Origin of the sequence: Rhodococcus sp. JG-3, from assembly GCF_000482405.1 — a bacterium.
Taxonomy (GTDB): Bacteria; Actinomycetota; Actinomycetes; order Mycobacteriales; family Mycobacteriaceae; genus Rhodococcoides; species Rhodococcoides fascians.
Window position 1 is genome coordinate 2410032 of the sequence record NZ_KI519398.1, and the last position, 21863, is coordinate 2431894.

Below are 21863 nucleotides of genomic sequence, written 5' to 3' on the forward strand. Positions count from 1 at the left end.
AAGTTAGATGGCGGTTGGACGTCGACGCGAGGCAGCATTGACGGTCGAGGACCTTCCGCGCTTGGTTCGGAGCGTCGCTGCGGTCGAACCGGACCGCGTGGCGCTCGCGCACCTCGGCACGGAGTTGACCTACGCCCGGTTGGACGAGGAGATCACCACCCTCGACACGGCCATGGGTGGGGTTCTCGGCCCGGACGCGCTGGTCCCGGTCGTGCTGTCCAACACCGTTCCCGGCCTCATCGAGGCCACCGACGGTGGTCTCGACGCCGTGGTCTCGTCGGTGGTCTCCGATGCCGCGACGGTTCTCGGTGACGACGACTCGGCGTCGAGCCCGGCCGAACCCGAGGCAACCACCCTCTACACCCTGTTCGCCGATCAGGCCGAGCGCACACCGGACGCGCCCGCGCTCGTGTTCGGCGGTGAGCGTCGGTCCTATTCCGAGTTCGCAGAGTCGGTCGAACGCCTCGCCCGGGTTCTGATCGAGCGGGGAGTCGGCCCGGATTCGACGGTGGGGCTGTCGATCCGCCGCTCGTTCGATCTGCTGGTGGGTATGTACGCCATCTCGGCAGCCGGTGGTGCCTACGTTCCGTTGGACCCCGAGCACCCGGTGGATCGACTCGCCTACGTCCTCGATACCGCGCGACCGGTTCTGGTGCTCACGACATCGGAGGACCTGCCGCAGTTGCCGGACGGCACGCAGACTCTGCTCGTCGATGCCGTCGACGTCTCCGGCGTGACTGCAGGGCGCATCACCGATGCGGACCGGCTCGGCACCCTCGGCGAAGACGACCTCGCGTACGTCATCTTCACGTCCGGTTCGACCGGGCGGCCGAAGGGCGTGGCGGTGGGCCACCGCGCGATCGTCGCCAATATTTCCTGGCGGCAGCGGGAATACACGATGACCCCGGCCGACGTCGTCTTGCAGAAGACGCCGTTCACGTTCGACGTGTCGGTCTGGGAGTTCTTCTGGCCGTTGCAGATCGGCGCGACACTGGTGATCGCCGAGCCCGACGGGCACCGCGACCCCGCCTATCTCGCCCGCGTCATCGCTGAACACGGCGTGACGGTGACCCACTTCGTACCGTCGATGCTGTCGGTCTACGTTGCCGAACCCACCGCCGCACAGGCCGATTCGCTTCGCATGGTGTTCGCCTCCGGTGAGGCGCTGCCGGCGCGAACCGTCAACGCGTTCCACGCGATCTCCGGTGCCGAGTTGCACAACCTGTACGGTCCCACCGAAGCAGCCGTCGACGTCACGTACTACCGAACCCAGCAGGTGGAGGACGGCTCGGTACCGATCGGTGCTGCCGTCGACGACACCGACCTCTACGTGCTCGACGAGGGTCTGCGGCGCTCACCCCGGGGAGTCGAGGGAGAGCTCTATCTCGCGGGCGTGCAGCTCGCTCGCGGATACCTCGGACGCACGGACCTGACGTCCGATCGATTCGTCGCCGACCCGTTCGGTGAGCCGGGGGACCGGATGTACCGCACCGGCGACCTGGTGCGCCGACGCGCCGACGGCCAGATCGAGTACATCGGCCGCACCGACTTCCAGGTCAAACTGCGTGGCCTCCGTATCGAACTCGGCGAGATCGAGCAAGCGCTGCTCGCCGAGCCGCAGGTGACCCAGGCTGCGGTACTCGTTCACGCCGACCGATCGCAGGCCCAGTTGGGTGAGCAGCTCGTCGGCTATGTCGTGAGCACCGAGCCCGATATCGATCACGACGGCCTGGCGGATGCGGTGCGCCGGCGCATGCCCGAGTACATGGTGCCGTCGGTGTTCGTCGTGCTGGACGAATTCCCCCTGAACGCCAGCGGCAAGCTGGACCGAAAAGCCTTGCCTGCGCCCGATTTCGCCTCGCTCGTACGCGAGTATCGCGCCCCGGGCACCGACACCGAAACTGCTCTGGCGGCAATTTTCGAGACGGTTCTCGGTATCGACCGTATCGGCGTGGACGACGACTTCTTCGTTCTCGGCGGAAACTCGCTCAACGCCACCCGCGTGATCGCGCGAGTCAACGCGGAACTGGGCACAGCAGTGGATGTGCGGTCGTTCTTCGACGCACCGACTGTCGCCGAACTCGCCGCGGCCGTCGATGCCGCAGGCTCGACGCACGCGCGACCTCCGTTGGTGGCACAGCAGCGGCCCGAACGTGTGCCGCTGTCGCTGGCCCAGCAACGGATGTGGTTCCTCAACCGATTCGAGCCGGACTCGGCAGTCAACAACATCCCGGTCGCCATCGCGTTGAGCGGTGAACTCGATTTCACCGCCCTGCAGGCGGCCTTGATCGACGTGTTGGACCGGCACGAGTCGCTGCGGACGGTCTACCCCGATCACGACGGCATCGGCTTCCAACAAGTACTCGAATCCGATGCGGTGGCAGTGGAATTGGAGCGCGCGACGGCAACCGATGCCGACGTTCCCGCCGTGCTGCTCCAGTTCGCGCTCAGGCCCTTCGATCTGGCGGTACAGCTGCCCTTCCGGGCGGTGCTTCTCGAGACGGCCGAGACCGAGCACGTGCTCGCGTTCGTGGTGCACCACATCGCGGCCGACGGATTCTCGATGGGCCCGCTGACCCGAGACGTGGTGGCCGCATACGTAGCGCGCACCAACGGGCAGCAACCACAGTGGACTCCGCTCGAGGTGCAGTACGCCGACTTCACGCTGTGGCAGAGGGCCGTCCTCGGCAGCGAGGACGATCCCGAATCTCTGATCTCGGCGCAGGAGAACTACTGGCGGCACCGACTCGGCGGCGCACCCGACCAGTTGGAGCTACCCACCGACCGTCCCCGCCCGGCGGTCGCCACGACCAACGGCGGCACGCACACGTTCGAGATCGACGCCGAACTGGCCCGCGCGCTGGAGAAGCTCGGAAGAGACCACAACGCAACGACATTCATGGTCGTGCACGCCGCGCTGGCCGTGCTGTTGGCCAAGCTCGCGGCCGCCGACGACATCAGTATCGGTACGCCGGTCGCCGGCCGTGGAGACGCGGCCCTCGACGACGTGGTCGGCATGTTCGTCAACACACTGGTGCTGCGCACCGAAGTCGATTCACGGACGTCGTTCGACGATCTGCTGCGCGAGATCCGGGAGGTGGACCTCGCTGCGTTCTCGCATGCCGACGTGCCCTTCGAGCGTCTGGTGGACGTGTTGGCCCCGGCGCGCTCGCAGGCACGCCACCCGCTGTTCCAGGTCATGTTGACGTTCCAGAACCTGGATCGAACCTCGGTCGAGCTCCCCGGCCTGACCATCGCAGCGGTCGACTACGAGGCAGACCTGGCGAAGTTCGATCTGCAAGTGACGCTGTGGGATTCGGCACCGGCCGGCTCCGAGCCCGCGGGCCTGACCGTCGCCCTGACCTATGCTGCGGACCTCTTCGACAAGTCGACGATGGCTCGATTCGGAGAGCGGTTCGTTCGGGTTCTTCGTGCGATCACCGCAGCGCCCGCCGCAGCCGTTGGAGAGATCGACCTGCTCGACTCGGTCGAGCGGGAGTCGGTGCTGACGTTCGGTTCGGGACCGGCGCACGAGATCACCAGCGGAACAACGTTGGTGGGGCAGTTCGATGGTCGCGTCGAGCAGACCCCCGACGCGCAGGCCCTGGTGTTCGAGGACGTTCGGCTGACGTACGCCGAGCTCGATGCGCGCGCGAACCGCCTGGCGCGGTACCTGTTGTCGGTGGGTGTCGGGACCGATTCGACGGTCGGCCTCGCAGTCGGCCGCAGTATCGAGTTGTTCGTCGGTATGTACGCGATCGTCAAGGCCGGTGCTGCGTACGTACCCATCGATCCGGCTCAGCCGTCGGAGCGCAACGAGTACATCGTGAGCACGGCCTCGCCGGTACGGGTGCTCTCGAGCACCCGAGATCACGTCGAGTTCCCCGGCGTGGAGACGGTGGACATCGATACCGTGGACGTGTCGGAATTCTCGTCGGCGCCGGTGACCGATGCGGAGCGGACGGCACCGCTGCGGGCAGAGAACCTCGCATACGTCATCTTCACCTCGGGGTCGACGGGTCGGCCGAAGGGCGTCGGCGTATCGCACGCGGCGATCGTCAACCGGTTGTCGTGGATGCAGCACGAGTACCCCCTCGGTCCGCAGGACGTGGTGTTGCAGAAGACACCGGCTACGTTCGACGTGTCGGTGTGGGAGTTCTTCTGGGCCTTCCAGGTCGGCGCATCGGTGGTCGTCGCGGTTCCCGAGGGTCATCGGGATCCGTCGTACCTGCTCGATGTCATTGAACGCGAACATGTCTCGGTAGTGCACTTCGTGCCGTCGATGATGTCGGTGTTCACACCGGAGGCGCTGCGTAGGCCCGACGCGGGAGCGTCGCTGCGTACGGTGTTCGCCTCGGGGGAGGCGCTTGCGCCTGCTACTGCACATTCGCTGCGCCGCGCACTCCCACAGGTGTCGGTGCACAACCTGTACGGCCCGACCGAAGCTGCTGTCGACGTGACCTATCACGCGGTCTCCGACGCGGACACAGCCGTGGTGCCGATCGGTTCACCGGTGTGGAACACCGATGTGCGCGTTCTCGATTCGTCGTTGCGGCCGGTTCCGGTCGGGGTGTCGGGAGAGCTCTATCTCTCGGGTGTCCAGCTCGCCAGGGGATACGTGAGCCGACCCGATCTGACCGCGGATCGCTTCGTTGCCGATCCGTTCGCGGTCGACGGTGCGCGGATGTATCGAACCGGCGACGTGGTGCGGTGGCTGCCCGCCGGTGAGTTGGAGTACGTGGGCCGGTCCGACTTCCAGGTGAAGTTGCGTGGTCTTCGTATCGAACTCGGCGAAATCGAATCGGCTCTGTTGGATCTTCCCGAGATCGCTCAGGCCGTGGTGCTCGTGCGACGAGAACAACTGGTTGCCTACGTCGTCCCCACCGAAGGCCCGGTCGATGTGGACCGGGTACGCACCGCGCTACGTGGACGTCTGGCCGAGTACATGGTGCCGACCACCGTCGTGGAATTGGCCGAATTCCCGCTCGGCGGAAGTGGCAAGCTCGATCGAAAAGCGCTGCCCGATCCCGAATTCGAGGCAACGCCCTACCGGGCACCGTCCGATCCGGTCGAAGAGGTCGTCGCGAACGTGTTCGGCGCGGTCCTCGGACTCGACCGAGTCGGTGTGGACGACGACTTCTTCGCGCTCGGCGGCAATTCGCTCGTCGCCACTCAGGTCGCCGCACGACTCGGTGCCGAGCTGGGCACGACGGTGCCCGTCCGAACGATGTTCGAGGCAGGCACGGTGGCAGCCTTGGCTGCTGCGTTGGAAAGCCACGTCGGCCACGGAGTCTCCGCGCCTCTGGTGCCGCAGGAACGCCCCGAACGAATTCCGCTCTCTCTCGCCCAGCAGCGGATGTGGTTCCTCAACCGATTCGAGCCCGAATCGGCGGTCAACAACATCCCGGTGGCGATCCGGCTCACCGGAGCACTCGACACTGCGGCCCTGAACGCAGCGGTCGTCGACGTTCTCGACCGGCACGAGGCACTCCGCACCGTCTACCCGAGTGTGGACGGAGCGGGGCATCAGGTGATCCTGCCTGCCGAATCGGTGGCACCGGACCTGACACCCACCACACCGTCCGCCGACGGTGCGGTGGCCGACCTGATCGCTTTCGCCTCCGAAGGATTCGACGTCACCCAGTCGATTCCCCTGCGCGCGAAACTGTTCCAGGTCACCGACGACGAGTACGTGCTGGTCGTCGTGGTTCATCACATCAGCGCAGACGGGTGGTCCATGGGACCGCTGACCCGCGACGTGATGACGGCTTACCTCGCTCGTGTGGCCGGCGACGCTCCGCAGTGGACGCCGCTGGCGGTGCAGTACGCCGACTTCGCGCTGTGGCAGCGCGCCGTGCTCGGCGACGACGCGGATCCGAGCAGCCTGATGGCAGCACAGGCGGACTACTGGCGTTCGGCCCTGGCGGACCTGCCCAGTGAGCTGACCCTGCCGTACGACCGGCCGCGTCCTGCGGTGCAGTCGTACTCGGGCGGGCGGTTCCAGTTCGACATCGATGCGGATATGCGTGCCTCGCTCGACGATCTGGCCCGGTCGACCGGAACCACCCTGTTCATGGTGCTCCACGGTGCTCTCGCGCTGTTCCTGGCTCGCATGTCCACCTCGGACGACGTTGCGGTGGGTACCGCCGTCGCAGGCCGCGGCGAGGCCGTCCTGGACGACGTCATCGGTATGTTCGTCAACACCCTGGTGCTCCGCACCTCGGTCGATCGAAGCAAGGGATTCACCGACCTCCTCGGCCACGTCCGGGACGTCGACCTCGATGCATTCGCACACGCGGACATCCCCTTCGAGCGGCTCGTCGATCTGCTCGAGCCCGAGCGCACGACGGCCAGGCACCCGCTGTTCCAGGTCGCGATCGCGTTCGAGAACCTGCCGCCGAGCGAATTCCACCTACCCGATCTGACGGTCTCGGCGGTCGACGTCGAGGTCGACACCGCCAAGTTCGACCTGTCGCTGACGCTGCACGAGAAGTCCGACGGCACCGGTCTGTCCGCCGGTTTCCTCTACGCGCGAGACCTGTTCGACGAGAACACGATCGAGGTGTTCTCGCGTCGTTTCCGCTGGCTGCTCGAAGCGATCGTGGCGACACCGAACACCCCGGTGGGCGATCTGTCCATCCTCTACGACGACGAATACGACCGGCTCACCCACGTCCACGGTGACGACGTGTTGGCCGGCGGCACTCTGGCCGAGATCTTCGCTGCCGGAGCCGCACTCGACCCGTCGGCGACCGCGATTCGCTACGAGGGCCGCTCGATCTCGTACGCCGAACTCGAAGCGACGTCCTCGCAGCTTGCCCGGGTGCTCATCGAGCGCGGGGCCGGCCCCGAATCCGTTGTGGCTCTGGGATTCCAACGCTCCTACTTCATGGTGCTCGCGGTCTGGGCAGTGGCAAAATCGGGGGCCGCGCACCTACCCGTCGACCCGACGTATCCGCAGGATCGCGTCGCCCACATGGTCTCGGACTCCGAGGCCCTACTGGGCCTGACCACCCGGGCACACTCGGATCGGCTCGCCGGCGGACAGCAGGACCTGACCTGGCTGAGCGTCGACGACGACGAGTTCGTGGCCGAGGTCCGCACCCGCTCTGCCGAGCCGGTCACCGACGCCGACCGCCTGCGACCCGTCACGTTCCAGAACCCCGCCTACGTCATCTACACCTCGGGCTCGACGGGCAAGCCGAAGGGCGTCGTCGTCACGCACGCCGGACTCGGCGGCGTCCTCGACGCAGCAACCGATCTCTATCACCTGAAACCGGCCTCGCGGTTCCTCCACGTCTGCTCGCCGAACTTCGATCCGTCGGTTCTGGAGTGGATGGCGGCGTTCTCCGTCGGCGCGACGTTGGTAGTGGTACCCGCATCGATTCTCGGCGGCACCGAACTGGCCGAATTGTTGAAGGCGGAGAGGGTCACTCACACGATCATCACGCCCGCGGTGCTCGGCACGATGGATCCCCACGGGATCGATTCGCTCGAGGTGCTCTCGGTGGGCGGCGACGTGACCACTCCCGAACTGCTCGCCCGCTGGGCAGGGGACCGGAAGTACTTCAACGGGTACGGACCGACCGAGACCACGATCATCTCCAGCTTCGCCGAGTTGACGCCCGGCGAGCCGATCACCATCGGTCGACCGATTCACGGCATGTCCGTGCTCATCCTCGATTCCAGGCTCGAACCGGTTCCGACCGGTGTCGCGGGTGACCTGTATCTGTCGGGCGGTGCGCTCGCTCGCGGCTATCTCGGTAGGCCGAGTCTGTCCTCCGAGCGCTTCGTGGCCAACCCGTACGGCATCGACGGCGCACGGATGTACCACACCGGCGACGTCGTGCGATGGACGGACGACCTGCAGCTGCAGTTCGTCGGCCGCACCGACTTCCAGGTCAAGGTGCGCGGGTTCCGTATCGAGCTCGGCGAGATCGACTCCGCGCTCACCGCTGTTCCCGAGGTCGACTTCGCCGTCACACTCGGACACGAACTGCCCTCGGGTGTCACCACCCTCGTGTCCTACGTGCTGCCGACGCGTGGTTCGGTCGTCGACGTCGACGAGCTGACCGCCTTCGTCGGAAAAACATTGCCCGCCTACATGATCCCGTCGTCGATCATCGTTCTCGACACCGTTCCACTGACCCCGGTGGGCAAGTTGGATCGCGCCGCGCTTCCCGCACCCGTGTTCGAGGCCCGGGAATTCCGCGCACCCACCACCGCGGTCGAAGAGATCGTCGCCGGAGTGTTCGCCGACGTCCTGCACCTCGAGCGAGTGGGACTGGACGACGACTTCTTCGCCCTGGGCGGTAACTCGTTGATCGCCACCCAGGTGGTCTCGCGGCTCGGCGCGGCCCTGGACACGGTGGTCCCGGTGCGGGCGCTGTTCGAGAGCTCGACCGTGGCCGCACTGGTGGCGCACGTGGAGAGCGCTGTCGGTTCGGGCGGGCGAGCTGCACTCGTGGCGGGTCCGCGTCCCGAACACCCGCCGCTCTCGCCTGCGCAGCAGCGGTACTGGTTCCTCAACCAGTTCGACACGACGTCGTCGGTGGACAACATTCCGTTCGCCGTGCGGTTGTCGGGTGAGCTCGACGTCGTTGCGCTGCAGTCGGCGGTGCGCGATGTCGTCGAGCGCCACGAGTCTCTTCGTACCCGGTACCCGGACTCGGCACAGGGCCCGTTCCAGCAGGTGTTGCCGGCGTCCGAGGTGCCGATGGACCTCGCCGTGCGAGACGTGGCCGGTGCGAACGTCGTTGCCGCCGTGACCGAATTCTTCACGCGTGGCTTCGACGTCACCGTCGAGGTACCGGTCGACGCGCGCGTGTTCCGCGTCGACGAGAACGAGCACGTCCTGGCTTTCGTCGTCCACCACGTGTCGGCCGACGGCGCGTCGATGGGCCCGCTGGCCGTCGACGTCATGACCGCATACACCGCGAGATCTGCAGGGACGGCTCCGGACTGGGAGCCACTCGAGGTGCAGTACGTCGATTTCGCGCTGTGGCAGCGAACCGTGCTCGGTACCGAGTCGGATCCCGATTCGGTTGCAGCGCAGCAGGTGTCGTTCTGGAAGGACACGCTCGCCGAGCTGCCGGATCAGCTGGTGCTGCCCACCGATCGCCCGCGCCCGCCTGCGCAGAGTTTCCGCGGCGATGCCGTACGGTTCACCGTCGACGCCGGCACGCACGCTGCTCTCGCCGAACTCGGACGTACCGAGCAGGCAACGTTGTTCATGGTGGTGCACTCGGCATTCGCGGTGTTGCTCGCACGCCTGTCCGGTTCCGAGGACATCGCGGTCGGAACGCCCATCGCCGGCCGCGGTGAGCGGGCTCTCGATTCGATGATCGGTATGTTCGTCAACACCCTGGTCTTCCGGTCGTCGGTCGAATCGTCGATGACTTTCCGCCAGTTACTCGCTCAGGCCCGAGAGCGGGACCTGGCCGCGTTCGCGCACTCCGACGTTCCGTTCGAGCGTCTCGTGGAGGTGCTGAACCCGGTGCGGTCGACGGCACGCAACCCGTTGTTCCAGGTAGGCCTGTCCTTCCAGAACCTTGCCGAGTCGACGTTCGAGCTGCCGGGCCTGACGGTGAGTGCCGTCGAGGCGGACGCGGTGACCGCGAAAACCGATCTGCAACTGTCGATCTCGGACCGCTACGCCCCGGACGGCTCGCCTGCGGAACTGTCGGCCGAATTCAGTTACGCCACCGATCTTTTCGATCGCGCCACGATCGAAGGTTTTGCCGACCGGTTCGTTCGCCTCCTCGCCGCCGTGGCCGAGGACCCATCGGCCGTCGTCGGCGATCTCGAGCTGCTCTCGCCCGAGGAACGCACCCGGATCGTCCGCACGTGGAACGACACCGATCACGATGTCGATGCGTCGCAGACGCTGGTATCGCTGTTCGATCGACAGGTGCAGGCGCAGCCCGACGCGGTCGCGGTGGTCCATGCCGGTCAGTCACTGTCGTACGGCGAGTTCGATCGTCGAATCAACCGGTTGGCCCGCGTCCTGATCGGTGCCGGTGTCGGCCCGCAGGTGACGGTTGCTCTGGCTATCAGGCGCTCGGTGGATCTGCTCGTCGCGATGTATGCCGTCGCCAAGGCGGGTGGGGCGTACGTGCCCATCGATCCGGATCAGCCGGCGGACCGCAATGCCTACATCCTGGAGGTAGCTGCTCCCGCTCTGGTCCTGAGTACTGCGCGGGACGGTGTCGATGTCGACTCGGTTCCGGTGCTGTTGGTCGACACCGATCCGCGAGTGCTCGACGCAGAGGTCTCGGACGCGCCCGTCACCGACAGTGAGCGCACCTCGCCGCTGCGGCCTGCGAACACCGCGTACGTCATCTTCACGTCCGGATCCACCGGCCGCCCCAAGGGTGTCGCGGTGAGTCATGCCGCCATCGTCAATCAGCTGCGGTGGCAGAGCGCCCATTACGGACTGGGCAGCACCGACCGAGTACTGCTCAAGACCGCGGCCACCTTCGATCTGTCCGTGTGGGAGTTCTGGGTCGCCACCGTCTCCGGTGGTGCGATCGTCGTGGCCGACGCCGAGGGCCACCGCGATCCCGCCTACCTCGTCGATCTGATGAACCGGGAATCGGTGACGACACTGCACACCGTGCCGTCCGTGCTCGACGCGCTGGTCACGGCGTCGGCGGGCACCCTGCCCGAAACCCTGACGCGGATCCTGGCGATCGGCGAAGCACTGCCGGTCGCCACGGCCGAGCGCGCGCTGCGCAGTTCGGCTGCGCGACTGGACAACTTGTACGGACCGACCGAGGCCGCGGTTTCGGTGACTTCGCATCGGGTGACGACCGTCGACGGCACCACGGTTCCGATCGGTGGCCCGGAGTGGAACACCCGTGTCTACGTGCTGGATTCGCGTCTGGCTCCCGTTCCGGTCGGCGTCGCAGGTGAGCTCTACCTCGCGGGTGCGCAGCTGGCCGACGGGTACTTCGCGCGGCCGGATCTGAGCGCCGAGCGATTCGTCGCGGACCCGTTCACCCCCGGCGGCCGTCTGTACCGCACCGGTGACCTCGTATCCTGGCGCGCCGACGGCGAACTGGAGTACGTCGGGCGCACCGACTTCCAGGTGAAGATTCGCGGTTTCCGTATCGAGCTCGGCGACATCGATGCCGCTCTCGGATCGCTCGACGAGATTCGCGACGTCGCCGTGATCGCTCTCGCGGACACGGGATCAGGCGCGCGGCTCGTGGCCTACCTCGTGCCCGCCGATGGGGTGACGCTGGATCGGGACGGCATCCGTCGTGCACTCGCCGAACGTCTGCCGTCGTATATGATCCCGGCGGCCTTCGTCGTGCTCGAGGCTCTTCCTCGAGGCGTCAACGGAAAGCTGGATCGACAGGCGCTCCCCGAACCGCAGTTCGAGACAGCCGAATTCCGCGCGCCGACCAATCCGGTGGAAGAGGCCGTCGCGGCGGTCTTCGCCGAGGTGCTCGCTGTCGAGCGCGTGGGTCTGGACGACGACTTCTTCGCGCTCGGCGGTAACTCGCTCATCGCCACCCAGGTGGTCTCCCGGCTGGGGGCGGCGCTCGATACTCAGGTGCCGGTCCGCTCGATCTTCGAGTCTCCGACGGTGCAGTCGCTCGCACGTGCGATCGAGTCCGAGGTGGGTACCGGTGCGCGCCGGGCACTGACGGCTCGGACGCGACCGGACTCGGTGCCGCTGTCGATGGCCCAGCAGCGCATGTGGTTCCTGAGCCAATTCGATCCGACCTCCGCCGTGAACAACATCCCGGTCGCAATTCGGTTGTCCGGCAGCATCGATGTCGATGCACTCACCAACGCCGTGCACGACGTGCTGGCGAGGCACGAAATTCTGCGCACCGTGTACCCGGAGGTCGACGGACGAGGCCATCAGGTGGTACTCGGTACCGCGGAGGCCGGCGTGACGGTTGTCGTCGACGACGTCGACGAGAGTTCGATCGAGCAGGCCCTGCGCGACTTCGTGTCCGCGGGATTCGACGTGACCCGAGCTGTTCCGGTCCGAATCCGGATCCTGCGGGTCAGCGAGACCGAGCACGTACTGGCCTTCGTCGCCCACCACATCGCCGCGGACGGGTTCTCGATGGGACCCCTGACGCGCGACGTCATGGTGGCCTACACCGCCCGTGCCGCGGGGGAGAACCCGCAGTGGGCACCACTTCCGGTGCAGTACGCGGACTACGCGTTGTGGCAACGCGAGGTACTCGGCTCCGAGGACGACCCCGATTCGCCGTTGGCGAAGCAGCTCGCCTACTGGACTTCGGCTCTGGCCGGTGCCCCGGCACAGCTCGATCTCGCGACCGACCGGCCGCGTCCGGCGGTGGCGTCGTATCGCGGTGCGGCATACAACTTCTCGATCGACGAGGCTCTGCAGTCGAACATCGCTCGCGCTGCCCGCGCCAACAACGCCACGAACTTCATGGTGGTCCACACCGCGCTGGCGGTGCTCCTCGGCGCGATGGCGGGTACCGACGACGTGACGATCGGGACCCCGGTCGCCGGCCGCGGTGACGCCGATCTGGACGAGCTCGTCGGCATGTTCGTCAACACGCTCGCCCTGCGTACCACGGTGCACCCCGCGGCAACGTTGCGCGAGCAACTCGCCGCAGTTCGCGAGGCCGACCTCGGAGCCTTCGGGCACGCCGACGTGCCGTTCGAGCGGCTCGTCGACGAGCTGGCCCCGGACCGCTCACAGGCTCGCCACCCGATCTTCCAGGTCATGCTGACGTTCCAGAACCTGAACCGCCAGACGTTGGCCCTGCCGGGGTTGAGTGTCGAGGGCATCGATCTGGGTAGCGCGTTCGCGAAATTCGACCTGCAGGTGACGCTCTGGGAGAACACGGACGACCGCGGTGCTCCCGCCGGAATCGACGTGCAGTTCGACTACGCCACAGATCTATTCGAAGAATCCAGCATGGCCTCCCTCGGGCGACGGCTCGTCCGGGTACTGCACGCGCTGACCGACACACCGGACGGGGTCGTCGGCGACATCGACATCCTCGAGGAGGGCGAACGTACCCGCGTCCTCGAGGATTGGAACGCCACCGCGCACGAGGTGGATCCCGGCGCAACTCTGGTGTCGCTGTTCGAGACCCGAGTTGTCGAGTCCCCGGACAACACCGCCACGAGCTTCCTCGACGATCGGGTGACGTACCGCGAATTCTCCGAACGGGTCAACGCGCTCGCGCGTCTGCTCATCGCCGAGGGAGTCGGCCCGGAAACCGTGGTGGCGACGGCCATGCGCCGCTCCATCGACATGCTGACGGGTATCTACGCAGTGCTCGCCGCCGGTGGTGCCTACGTTCCGGTCGACCCGGATCTACCGGCCGAACGAATCGGCTACATCCTGGACACGGCGGCACCGGTGGTGCTGCTCACGACCGAGCGCGACGGTACAGATCTCGTGACCGACGCCGCCAGAATCCTGGTCGACACCGTCGACACGACAGGTCTGTCCACGGCACCGGTGACCGATGCCGAGCGAACCGCACCGCTGCGACCGGCGGACACCGCGTACGTCATCTTCACCTCCGGCTCCACCGGTCGCCCCAAAGGCGTTGCGGTCAGCCACGAGGCCATCGTCAACCGTCTGCTGTGGATGCAGGCCGAATACCGTCTCGCCGAGCAGGACAAGGTGTTGCAGAAGACGCCGGTCACGTTCGACGTGTCGGTGTGGGAGCTGTTCTGGCCGTTGCAGATCGGTGCCGAACTCGTCATCGCGGTGCCCGACGGCCATCGAGATCCGGCATATCTGGTGAGCACCGTCGCCGAACGCGGCGTCACGGTCGCGCACTTCGTGCCGTCGTTGCTGGCCGTGTTCGCCGCCGCGGACGGTGTGTCGAACTGCACCGGCCTGCGTGCGGTGTTCGCCTCCGGTGAGGCACTGCCTGCATCGGTTGCCTCGGCCCTGCGCACTGCACTGCCCGCCACCGAGCTGCACAACCTCTACGGCCCGACCGAGGCCGCTGTCGACGTCACGTATCACCATGTCCTGCCGTCGGATACCGTGTCGGTTCCCATCGGTGCACCGGTGTGGAACACGAGGGTGACCGTGCTCGATGCGCGACTGCACCCCGTGCCCGTCGGGGTGCCCGGGGAGCTGTATCTTGCGGGGCGTCAACTGGCCCGCGGATACCTCGGCCGCCCGGACCTGACCGCCGACCGGTTCGTCGCCGATCCGCACGGCGCAGCCGGCTCGCGGATGTATCGCACCGGAGATCTGGTGCGCTGGAGGCGCGACGGTGAACTCGAGTACCTCGGCCGCACCGACTTCCAGGTCAAACTCCGAGGCCTGCGGATCGAGCTCGGCGAAATCGAAGCCGCGTTGACTGCAGATCCGTCGGTCGACCAAGCCGTCGTTCTCGTGCGCCGGACGCCGTCGGCAGGTGAACTACTGGTCGGCTACGTCGTTCCTGTCGCCGGGGAGACGATCGACACCACAGCGGTCACCGCCTCGGTTGCGACCCTGGTTCCGGAATACATGGTTCCGGCCGGGCTCATCGTGCTCGATGCCCTGCCACTCGGGCCGAACGGCAAGCTGGACCGCAGAGCGCTACCCGAACCGGAATTCGGCAGCGATGCCGAATTCCGTACCGCAACAACCGATACCGAACGCATCATTGGCGAGGTCTTTGCAGACGTCCTCGGCCTCGACGCCGTCGGGGTCGACGATTCGTTCTTCGCGCTCGGCGGCGACAGCATCGTCTCGATTCAGCTCGTCTCTCGCGCCAAGGCCAAGGGAATTCAGTTCGGGCCGCGAGATGTGTTCGAGCGCAAGACCGTTGCCGGTCTCGCCGAGGTCGCCGTGATCGTCGGTGAGGGCAATGACGCGGTCGTGCTCGAGGAACTCGACGGCGGCGGTGTCGGTTGGATGCCGCTACCCCCGTTCGGTGTGGCGATGATCGAGCGCGGCGGCGGGTGGTCACGCTTCCATCAGGCCGTCACCTTGGAGTTGCCGATCGGTATCGACCGAGCCGGAATTCTCGCCACGGTGACTGCAGTGGTCGATCGACACGACGTGCTGCGGTCGACCCTGGTACACGACGACCGCGGCTGGGGCCTCGAGGTTGCGGGCACCGGAGCCGTCGATGTGGATGCGTTGCTCACCCGCGCCGATACCGATTCGGCTGCAACAGTATTCGACGATGCGGTGGGAACGCTCGACCCCACCGCCGGTCGCATGCTCGCCCTCGTCTGGGTCGATCGAGGACCCGAGGTGCCGGGCATGCTGACCGTAGCGGCGCACCACCTCGTGATCGACGGAGTGTCGTGGCGAATAGTGGTCCCCGACTTCGTCTCCGCCTGGGCTCAGGTGTCCGGGGGAGTGACCCCGACCCTCCCCGAGGTCGGGACCTCGATGCGGCGTTGGACCCATGCACTGGTCGACGCGGCAGCGAGCGAGGCGCGGCTGGCCGAATTGCCGCTGTGGCGTTCGATCGCCGACACCGAGGACCCCGTGCTGGGCAACCGCCCCTTCGATCCCGCGGTCGACGTCGTGGCGACGCTCGAACGGGTGAACATCGAATTGACACCCGACGTCACGCGCACCTTGCTGACCACCGTTCCGGAGATCTTCCGCGGCGGAGTGAGCGACGGGTTGCTGGCCGGGCTCGCTCTGGCCGTCACGAGACTGCGGTCCGAGCGCGGCATCACTGCACCGGCAACACTGGTGCAGCTCGAAGGCCACGGCCGCGAGGAAGCGGTGGTTCCCGGAGCTGATCTGGGACGGACCGTCGGCTGGCTGACCAGCCTGTTCCCCGTGCGCCTCGACCTGACCGGAATCGACGTCGATGCTGCGTTCGCGGGAGGGGCGCAGCTCGGCGATGCAGTGAAGGCAGTCAAGGAGCAGATGCTGGCGCTGCCCGATCGAGGCATGGGCTGGGGACTGCTCCGCTACCTGAACTCGGAGACCGCTGCGGAACTGGCCGAACTCGGCACCGGACAGATCAGCTTCAACTACCTGGGCCGGGTCGACGCCGGCGAGGTCCCGGATGAGATGAAGTCGCTCGGCTGGTTGCCGGCCGCCGACGGTGAGCTCTCCGCGCCCGGTGACGCCGACATGGCCGCGAACAAGACCGTCGACATCAACGCGATCGTGCTCGACAGCGACGAGGGCGGGGTCCTGAGCGCCGGCTTCGCGTTCCCGACCGGAGCCGTGTCCGCGGACACGGTCGAGCGTCTCGCCGGGCTGTGGTCCGAGGCGTTGTCGGCGCTGGCCTCGTACGCCGAGGTACCCGGCTCGGGCGGCCTGACCCCGTCGGACGTGCCTCTGGTGGCGCTGTCGCAGGCCGACATCGCGGCGTTCGAGGCGCGTTACCCACAGCTGACCGACATCTGGTCGCTGTCACCGTTGCAGCAAGGACTGCTGTTCCACGCGTTGTTCGCAGATGCGTCGATCGACGTCTACACCATGCAGGTCGTACTCGACCTGGCCGGCGAGGTGGACGCCGAACGGTTGCATCACGCTGCCCAGACGCTGCTGGACCGGTACGACAATCTGCGTACCTCGTTCACCGCGACCGCAGACGGCGAGACGGTGCAGATCGTCCAACAGGACGTCGTGTTGCCCTGGACCACGATGGACCTGTCGCACCTCGACGAGCCGGAACGTGGCACAGCAGTCGCCGATGCCCTGGCGGCCGAGCAACGACGGCATTTCGACGTCTCCACTGCACCGCTGCTGCGTTTCGTCCTCGTGCGAATCACCCCGACCACCTACAAGCTCGCGATGACCAACCACCACGTGCTCCTCGACGGGTGGTCTCTGCCGCTGGTGATGAAGGAACTGTTGTACCTGTACGCCGCTCGGGGTTCCACCTCGTCGATGCCGAGGGTTCGCTCGTATCGCTCCTACCTGGCCTGGCTGAACCGACAGGACCCGGCCGTGTCTCTCGGTGCGTGGACCACCGCGCTGGCCGGAGTCGAGGAGCCGACGTTCGTCGCGCCGCCGAGTGTCGGACGAGAGATCTCCGCACGCTCGGCAGAGACGGAGCAATTCGTCGATCCCGAGACCACCGCGTCGCTCGTGGCGCTCGGCGGCAGGCTCGGCGTTACCGTCAACACGCTGGTGCAAGCGGCCTACGGCCTGCTGATCGCACACATCACCGGCCGCACCGATGTCGTATTCGGTGCCACGGTCTCCGGCCGTCCCGCTGCTCTTCCCGGCGTCGAGTCGATGATCGGCCTGTTCATCAACACCATCCCGGTGCGCGTTCGATTCGATCCGGCCGACACTGTCGAGAACTACCTGGTCCGGATTCAGGGAGAACAAGCAGACCTGCTCGACCACCATCACATGGGACTCGTCGACATCCAACGGGCGATCGGAATGGGGAATCTGTTCGACACCCTCACCATCTTCGAGTCCTACCCGGTGGACGAAGCCGAGCTGACGCAGCAAGCGGCAGCGATCGACGGAATGACCGTCGAGTCGGTGAGCTCGAACGACAACACTCACTACCCACTGACGTTGTTGGTCGTGGCCGAGGATCGAATCTCGTTCACGCTCAAGTACATCAGTGATCTGTTCGACGCTGCGTACGTGGAATCGATCCTGTCCCGGCTCGTCGGTGTTCTCGAAACCTTCGTCTCCGACACCACGACGGCGGTCGGCGATATCGATCTGCTCGGCTCGGAAGAACGAACCCGCGTGATCGACACCTGGAACGACACCGCGCACGAGGTCGACGCGGGCATCATGCTGACCGCGCCGTTCCGGGCTCGGGTTGCGGCGAACCCGGACGCCACGGCCGTGCTCTACGAGGGCACCGCAGTGACCTACGCCGAGTTCTCGGAGCGGGTCAATCGTCTTGCCCGACACCTGATTTCGCTCGGCGTCGGCCCGCAGTCACTCGTCGCTCTCGGCATGAGGCGAGGCATCGACCTGATGGTCGGCATGTACGCCGTCCTCGAAGCCGGCGGCGCCTACGTACCCATCGATCCGGACCACCCGGCCGAGCGCATCGAGTACATCCTCGACACCGCGGTGCCCGTCGCCGTTCTCTCGACCAGCCACGATCGGACGGGACTGCCGGAACGGTTCCCGATTCTCGAACTCGACACACTCGATCTCGCGTCCTACCCGGCAGACGCCGTGGCCGACGCCGACCGACTGGCACCGGTACGCCCGGAGAACACCGCCTACGTCATCTTCACGTCCGGGTCGACCGGGCGACCCAAGGGCGTCGCGGTGCCGCACCGCGCGATCGTCAACGAGATGGCGTGGATGATCGACCAGTACTCGCTCGACGAGAACGACGTCTACCTGCAGAAGACGGCGACGACGTTCGACGTGTCACTGTGGGGCTTCTTCCTCCCACTCCAGGTCGGTGCGAGCGTCGTTCTCGCGACCCCCGACGGCCACCGCGACCCGGCGTACGTCGCGGAGCGCATCGCCCGGCACGGCGTCACCGTCACGGACTTCGTGCCGTCGATGCTCACGGTGTTCGCCGCGTACGCCACCGAGGAGCAGTGCCGGTCGTTGCGACACGTCTACGTGGTGGGTGAGGCACTGCCGCCGGAGACGGTGACGGACTTCCGCGCGATCACCTCTGCCGGGATCCACAACCTGTACGGCCCCACCGAAGCCGCAGTGAGTGTGACGTACTGGGAGACGTCTGCCGACGAGGGCGCGACCGTCCCGATCGGTGCGCCGGAATGGAACACCCAGGCCTACGTTCTCGACGGCAGGCTGCATCCGGTTGCCGCAGGGACCGCGGGTGAGCTGTATCTGGCGGGAACGCAGCTCGCCGACGGATACCTCGGGCGGGTCGACCTGACGATGGACCGCTTCGTCGCGAACCCGTTCTCGGCTGCCGGCGAGCGCATGTATCGCACCGGAGACCTCGTCCGATGGCGATCGGGGCCGGGCGCTGCAGGAGTCCTGGAGTACATCGGGCGCACCGATTTCCAGGTCAAGTTCCGTGGCCAGCGGATCGAGCTCGGTGAGATCGAGACCGCACTGTTGGCCCATCCCGACGTCAACCAGGCCACGGCCGTGGTGGCGACCACCGGTGCCGGCGACCAGCTCGTCGGATACGTGGTGCCCGCGCCGGGTAGAACGCTGGACCCGGCCGAGGTACGCACCTTCGTCGGCGGCGCGCTGCCGAAGTACATGGTGCCGGCGACGGTGATGGTGCTCGCCGAATTCCCGCTGAACACCAGCGGCAAGCTGGATCGAAAAGCACTGCCGGAGCCGGTGTTCGAGGTTCGCGAGTTCCGTGCTCCCGCAACGCCGGTCGAGGAGATCGTGGCGGAGATCTACGCGGAGCTGCTCGGCGTGCAGCGGGTCGGATCGGACGACGACTTCTTCGATCTCGGTGGTAACTCGCTGATCGCCACAAGAGTGGCGGCACGGGTGTCGGCTGCGCTCGGGAAGAAGGTCGGTGTCCGAGACCTGTTCGAGGCCTCGACGGTCTCGGCACTCGCCGCGCGCGCCGAATCACGCATCGACGACGCGAACGATATGCCGCTGCGTCGCCGACCGGCCGGCCAGACCGTTCCGTTGTCGCTCGCGCAACAGCGCATGTGGGTACTGAACCGACTCGACCCCGAGTCCGGGGCCTACAACATGCCGCTGGCGCTCCGTCTGCGAGGCGAGCTGGATGTCGCGGCACTGCAGAGCGCCGTGTCCAGCACCGTGGAACGCCACGAGGCACTGCGCACGCGCTACCCGGAAGATGCGAACGGTTCGCCGTACCAGGAGTTCGTCGATGCCGGATCGGTCGTACCCGATCTGACTCCGATCGACGCGACCGACGACTCCGACACCGCCGAACGGATTCGCGCACTCGTCTACGAGGGCTTCGACGTCACCGTCGCACCCCCGGTCCGGGGAGCACTGTTCCGCTTCGGCCCGGACGAGTACGTCTTCGTCATCGTGATGCACCACATCAGCGGAGACGGCGCATCGATGGCACCACTGGCCCGTGACGTCATGACTGCGTACCTCGCTGCCGCGTCGGGAACCGACTACACGCCCGAACCGCTGACGGTGCAGTACGCGGACTTTGCGGTATGGCAGCGGCAGGTGCTGGGCTCGGACAGCGAGCCCACGTCGATTCTGTCGCAGCAGTTGGCCTTCTGGGCGGACGAGCTCAGCGGGATCACCCCGGTCGTGTCGTTGCCGTGGGATCGGCCGCGAGCGGCTACCGCCAACCTGCGCGGAGCCAGTGTGAGTGTCGAGCTGGACGAGTCGGTTCACACCGGGCTCGCCGCGATCGCCCGCGAGAACAACGCGACTCTGTTCATGGTGTTGCACGCGGTCCTCGGGGTGCTGTTGTCGCGGATGAGCGGCTCCCGCAGCTTCGCCGTCGGCACGCCCATCGCCGGGCGCGGGCACGAGGCGCTCGACGGACTGGTGGGCATGTTCGTGAACACGTTGGCGCTGCGCACGGACGTGGACCCGGATGCGACGTTCGCAGAGCTGCTGACCGCTCTACGCGAGACCGACCTGCGGGCCTTCGCGAATTCGGACGTCCCGTTCGAGCGGGTCGTCGACACCATCGCACCGGACCGGAACGCCGGGTACACCCCGCTGTTCCAGACGGTTCTGTCGGTGGAGCCCCACGGCGAGGCGCGCTTCGAGCTGCCGAACCTGGTGGTCGAACCCGTCAGCGGCTTCGAGCCGACGGCGAAATTCGACCTGCAGGTCACGGTGGAGACCCAGCACGCCGACGGGAACAGCGGCACCGGAACCCTGAACGTCGAATGGGTGTATGCCGCCGATCTGTTCGACGAGTCCACGGTCGCGTCGCTGGCGGAACGATTCGCACGCATCGCCGGTGCAGTGGCGGCAACACCAGCGGTCGTCGTCGGCGACATCGACGTTCTCGACGCCGCCGAGCGGGCGGCACTGACCGAGACCCCGCAGACCGCTGACTCCACTGCGGCACCGGTTCGGTCGGACCTGACCTTGCCGCAGGTACTCACCTCGACGGTGGACGCAGATCCCGATGCGCCCGCGTTGTCGTCGGACGGTGTCGAGACCACCTACCGTCAGCTCGACGAGCAGTCCTCACGTATGGCTCGGGTACTGATCGAACGTGGCGTCCGAACCGGAGTCGTGGTCGGCGTCTTCGTCACCGACGCTGTTGCGGCAGTCGTGACGCGGTGGGCGGTGGCCAAGGCAGGCGGAGCGGTGGCTCCGATCGCCCCGTCGAACTCTTCCGACGTTCTGCAGCGGGCAGGCGCGTCCGTCCTCGTCCTGGACGGTGACGACGCGCCGAGCTGGGCCGGGTCCGTCACGACCATCCACCTCGGGCATCCGGACGTCGTCGACGCCATTGCCGCGAGTTCTGGGCGGCCGGTGACGTATTCGGACCGAACGGCGGTTCTGGGACCCGACAGCCCAGCGTTGGTCGTGGTCGACGACGGCACCGTGATCGACCACGGAACACTCGCTGCACTGGCGACGAACGCAGTGGCGGAGTGGGCAGTGGCCTTCGATTCGCGGCTGGCCGTCCCCACCCGGTTCGATTCCGGTGCAGCAGTTCTGGCCGGTGTGGTCGCCGTGACCGCAGGTGCAGCCCTGGTGACCGATCGGGCGGAGTCCGCCGAGGACGCCGCCGACATCGTGTCCGCAGAATGGGTAACCCATGCGTTCCTTGCCTCAGCAGACATCGCCGCGGTCGATCGACTGCACCCCGAGGACATCGAGGACCTCGTTGCGATCGTGTCGGTCGACGGTGACGGTGCCGAGATGAGCGGTGTCGACATTCCGGTGCATCGTCTGCCCGGGTCGATAGGAACCGCCGCCCGATAAGGTGAGGCGAACTGCAACGCTCGCCGCGTCGTGGACGATGAACGGTCGGATCGGCCGACGCGTCGTCCACGACCGAGCGCGGGGCAACACTGGTGAGGAG

Annotated in this window: 1 protein-coding gene; it reads left to right on the top strand. The window is 66.8% G+C overall.

Annotation, left to right across the window (positions count from 1 at the left end):
- Window positions 1-7 precede the first annotated feature (7 nt).
- Window positions 8-21763, top strand: coding sequence for a non-ribosomal peptide synthetase (locus K414_RS0112860; RefSeq protein WP_027496300.1), 21756 nt, complete (start codon window positions 8-10; stop codon window positions 21761-21763).
- Window positions 21764-21863 lie beyond the last annotated feature (100 nt).

Coding starts and splice junctions, on each gene's coding strand:
- K414_RS0112860 (WP_027496300.1), top strand. CDS start 8: ATGGCGGTTGGACGTCGACGCGAGGCAGCATTGACGGTCGAGGACCTT.